General features: G+C 57.6%; 4 protein-coding genes. All 4 read right to left on the bottom strand.

All coding sequences use genetic code 11. The features are described from left to right. On the bottom strand, positions 1-1200 hold a 1200-nt coding region (locus V9K67_RS24255), incomplete at its 3' end, for a sugar-binding domain-containing protein (RefSeq protein WP_336727199.1). 106 nt (positions 1201-1306) lie between these two features. Then, a complete protein-coding gene (gene galE, locus V9K67_RS24250) occupies positions 1307-2332 on the bottom strand; it encodes a UDP-glucose 4-epimerase GalE (RefSeq protein WP_336727198.1) in 1026 nt (341 codons plus the stop codon). 227 nt (positions 2333-2559) lie between these two features. Further along, entirely contained in the window at positions 2560-4104 is a 1545-nt protein-coding gene (locus tag V9K67_RS24245) for a sialate O-acetylesterase (protein ID WP_336727196.1), read from the bottom strand. Positions 4105-4243: 139 nt separating this feature from the next. Further along, the coding region (locus tag V9K67_RS24240) for a discoidin domain-containing protein (protein ID WP_336727194.1) at positions 4244-4720 on the bottom strand (477 nt) is incomplete at its 5' end.

The following is a 4720-nucleotide window of genomic DNA, read 5'->3' as shown; positions in this document are numbered from 1 at the left end:
GCTGGTGCGAACGGCATTGATGTTATGCTGCTTCATCAGGCGGATGTCTTTCAGCATCAGTTCCCGGGAGGGCACATGTCCCTTAACGGGGTCGTGCTCGTGGCGGTTCACGCCGTGTACATAGGTAGGCACGCCGTTGACCAGCAGTTGTGCGTTTTTGATCTCCACCTTGCGGAAACCGACCTTGGCGCCGGTTACGGCCTGCACGGCCCCTTTTTGGTCTTTAAGGGTGATGATGCAGTCGTACAGGTGGGGTGTTTCAGCGCTCCACTTCAGCGGGTTCTTTACCGTTCCGGCAAAGCGCACCGTCTGCAGGCTGTCCGCTGCGAAGGCAAATTTCTGTTGCTGGCTGAATACGGTCTTTCCCGCTTTATCCTGGATGTCCACCGAAACGGAACCGGCTTTCTGGCTGTTGCCGGCAAACTGGCGCAGGTCGATATCGGCGCTGAAAAGGCCGTTCTTGTATTGGGCGTCCAGGTCGGGTTTGAGGAAGAAATCCCATACGGTGGCCCTGGGCAGGGCTTCGAGGTACACATCGCGTTCGATGCCGCTGATGCGGAAAAAATCCTGGTCCTCGAGGTAGCTGCCGTCGTGCCAGCGGAACACCTGCACGGCCAGCAGGTTATTGCCTTTCTTGAGGTACTTGGAAATATTGAATTCGGCGGGCGATTTGGAGACCTTGGTCATGCCCACTTTTTCGCCGTTCACGTACACGAAGGCACAGCCGGTAATGGAACCGAAATGCAGGAACACTTCGCGGCCGTCCCAGTTTTCCGGAACGCTAAACTGGCGGCGGTAGGTGCCCACGGGGTTGTTCGCGCCGATAAAGGGCGGATTCTTCGGGTAAGGATACGTAATGTTGGTATAGATGGGGATGCCGAAACCCTGCCGTTCCCAGTTGGAGGGCACGGCCAGGTCGCTCCATTGCGATTCATCCAGGCCGGGGCGGTAAAAATCCAGGGGGCGGTCGGCATGCCGGTCGGTGTAGCGGAACTTCCAGGTTCCGTTCAGCGAGCGGTAGTAAGGCGAGCGGCTGTAGTCGTCGCTCTTCACGTCCGGTGCATTGGCGAACAGCATAAAGGTAGCATGGGGCTTTTCTTTATTCTGGTCTACCAGGGCCGGGTTTTCCCAGTCGTTCTGGACGCCCTGGGCAAACACGGTGCCCGAGAGCAGGCTCAGGGCACAAAGCAATCTTCTCATATATTACGAATTTCACGATTTACGGAGTTATTAGTCAATGGACAATGGTCATGAGACATTTGTCCATGGTCATTGGCCAATGACTATTGACCATTGTCCATCGTCCCTACTTCCCACCAATGGCCTGTTCCCAGCGCCAGGCGTCGCGGACCATATCTTCCAGGTCGAGTTCCGCGTTCCAGCCCAGCTCCGTATTGGCTTTGGTGGCGTCGGCATAGTTTTGTTCGGCATCGCCTTCGCGGCGGGGACCGATGCTGTAGGGCACTTTTACGCCATTGATCTTTTCAAAGGCCTGGATCACTTCCAGCACGCTGTTGCCCCTGCCGGTACCGATGTTGAACACTTCGAAGGCTTCCTTGCCGCGGCCTTCCAGCAGGTGCTCGCAGGCTTTCACGTGGGCCTTGCCCAGGTCCACGACGTGGATGTAATCCCGCACGGCGGTACCATCCGGGGTATTGTAGTCATTGCCAAACACCACCAGCTCGCCCCGCTTGCCGATCACGGCCTGCGTCAGGAAGGGCATCAGGTTGTTGGGCACGCCGCGGGGCAGCTCGCCGATCAGGGCCGAGGGATGCGCCCCCACGGGATTGAAGTAGCGCAGGGCGATGGTTTTCAGCTTACCGGCGCCGGCCACTTTTTCCAGGATCTCCTCTCCCATCTGCTTTGTGGAGCCATAGGCGGAGAGGGCCTTTTTAAACGGGGTATCTTCCCGGGCCGGCAGCTCGTCGGGCTGGCCGTACACGGTGGCGGAGGAAGAGAAAACGAGATGGGGGGCCCCGACCTCTTCCATCACTTCCAGCAGGTTGAGCAGGGAGACCAGGTTGTTCTGAAAATACTTCAGCGGGAACTTTACCGACTCGCCCACCGCTTTATAGGCGGCGAAGTGGATGGCCACCTGGATATCGGGATGTTCGGCATACAGCTGCCGCACGGCCTCCAGGGAGCAGAGGTCGGAGGGGTAGAAGGCGGGCCGCTGTCCGCTGATCTGCTCGATGCGGTCCAGGATGAACGCTTCGGAGTTACTGAGGTTGTCGGCGATCACTACTTCAAAGCCTGCCGCGATCAATTCCACGACGGTATGCGAGCCGATAAAGCCCAATCCGCCGGTTACCAATACCTTATTTTTTGCCATGGTCTGTTTCATTAAGCGTTACTGTATGTTTTTAATTTTTGAGAACGGGTCCATCTGCGCAGGCATCCCTTGGCCACTTCCGTAACTAAAAACAACGGATGCAATTTTAGCGCAATAAACAGTGAATATAGGGGGAGTATTCTTCAATTTAGGGGGTATTTTCATCAAAAAGCACGCAACCAAAACAGTTGCGTGCTTTTTTCGAAGATAATACGAAGAATATGCTGCTAATTCTTACCCTCCGTCTGGCCTTTCCAGCTGTCGGTGCGGAAAGGTGAGGCCGGCAGGCCGGCTTTGTTGAACAGGTTGGGTTTCGGCACGTTGCGCCAGGCGAAGCGCACGGCCACGGGGGCGGCCACAGCCTCGCTCCACACCACCACCTTGTTGCCTTCGATCACCGCTTGGGCAGGCACGAAGTTTTGGTCAGCCCCGGCAATGGTAAATTCATTCAGGTCGCCGCCTCCCTGGGCCACCAGGCCGCCACCGGTAAAATCAAATTCGATGAGGGCTTTGTTGCCCTCGATTTTCAGGGATTTGTACAGGGGACCGGAAACGATCCGGTCTTTTTTGCCGTATTCATTTTTGAGGGCCCAGAGTGAGAGCCGCTCGCCTACCAGCTTTTTGTTGCGGGGATGGATGTCCAGCGAGTCGCCGTTGTCGGTGGTTACGGCCATGCCGGTATACGGAACGGAGCGGTAGGTCATGAGCTGGGCTTCGCGGATCTCGGGGTTCTGGCTGCGGTGCGGCGAGATCTGTACGAAGTAGAACGGCAGCTTCGCGTTTTTGAAGTCGTCGCGCCAGTTGCGGATCATGGCAGGGAACAGGCGGCGGTACTGGTAGGCCCTTTCGGCATTGTTCTCGCCCTGGTACCAGATCACGCCTTTGAGGCTGTAGGGCTGCAGCGGGGCGATCATGCCGTTATAAAGCTTGGCGGGCGAGTTGTTGTGGTTGGGACCTACCGGCGGACGGGGCTGGGCGCCTTTGGAGCGGCTGGTATCGGCCCTCCAGTTTTCCAGGGCCTGCCGGTAGGCGGCATTGGCTTCGGGGTATTTTTTTACATTCTCGTCGTAGCGGTCCAGGATGGTTTGGAAGTCCTTGTCTCCCTGGAGCACGGAGCGTTTGGTCCAGGCTTCAGCGGGGGTGCCGCCCCAGGTGGCGTTGATGATGCCGACGGGGTAACCCGTTTCGCGGTGGACCTTGCGGGCGAAGAAGTAGGCCACGGCGGAAAAGGTATCCGCCGTCTGGGGCGAACACACTTTCCAGGTTCCGGTAAAGTTTTGCTGCGGCGTGTCGGCCACTTTATTAGGGACGTCGATCTGGCGGATCAGGGGGAAGTTGGCTTCCTTGATCTCCTGCTGGTAATCCGGGACACCGGTATAGGAGGAGCTGGCGGTTTTGGTGACGAAGAACTCCATGTTGGATTGACCCGAAGCCAGCCATACTTCGCCCAGGAGCACGTCGGAAACCGTCAGCTCGTTGCTGGCGCGGAAAGTGATGGTGTAGGGGCCGCCGGCTTTGGCGGTGGGCACGGAGGCAGTCCATTTGCCCGTGGCGTCGGCGGTGGCGGTGGTGGATTGGCGGTTCCAGCTGGTAGTGATGGTCACTTTTTCTCCCGGCTGCGCCCATCCCCAGAGGGCGGCGTTGCTTTTTTGCTGCAGCACCATATGGTCGGCGATCAGGGAGGGCAGCTTCACCTGGGCATTTATTGGGGAAAAGGCCAGGAGGGAACAAAGTGCCAGGAAGGCTTTGAAACAATTGCGTATCCATTTCATAGTACAAGCGAATTAAGTGTATGAGGCGGTAAAGTTAATTTTGAAGGAAGGCCAACCTTCCTGACCCATCCTGAAACTGAATAGAAAAAGCCCGCCGGGGACCGGCGGGCTGTAAGGTAAGTGGTAACTGCTGATGTTCTTAAAATTTAAAGGGGCTGGTTTTGAAATACAGCTTGTAGTCTTTCAGCATGCCCTCGCTGCGCTTGTCCGACCGGGGCAGGTAGCGGAAGCCCCTGATGGATCGCACCTCGCCCAGGTCGATCACTACCTGGTGGGGATGCTGTGGCTTCGCTCCTACCGACTGGCTTTGCCAGAAGGTGGATTCCTGCAGGTCGTACAGCTTGTCGGCGCTGTGGTTGGCAGAGGTCACCTCTTCGCTGCTGGCATAGACCACGCTCCATTTGGTGGTGGGCAGGGCCCTACCATCAGCGCCCGTCAGCTCCAGCTCCGCTACCGTGCTCAGGGGGTCACCCGGCTGCTGGCTGGTCAGCGCTTCCAGGCACAGGTAACGGCCTTCCACGGTTTTGGAAAAACTGACTTCCTTCCAGTCCGCACCGGCCGTAAAAGAGCCTGCCTGAACCGGGGTTTCACCCTCCAGCTTCAGCTCCTGGCCTCC

Source organism: Huijunlia imazamoxiresistens (genome assembly GCF_037132455.1).
Taxonomy (GTDB): Bacteria; Bacteroidota; Bacteroidia; order Chitinophagales; family Chitinophagaceae; genus Flavisolibacter; species Flavisolibacter imazamoxiresistens.
This window is presented reverse-complemented; position numbering and strand designations above follow the sequence as displayed.

What these genes read in the sequence shown, in the direction of transcription:
- galE (WP_336727198.1), bottom strand. Translation starts at nt 2,332, where the DNA reads ATGGCAAAAAATAAGGTATTGGTAACCGGCGGATTGGGCTTTATCGGC.
- V9K67_RS24245 (WP_336727196.1), bottom strand. Translation starts at nt 4,104, where the DNA reads ATGAAATGGATACGCAATTGTTTCAAAGCCTTCCTGGCACTTTGTTCC.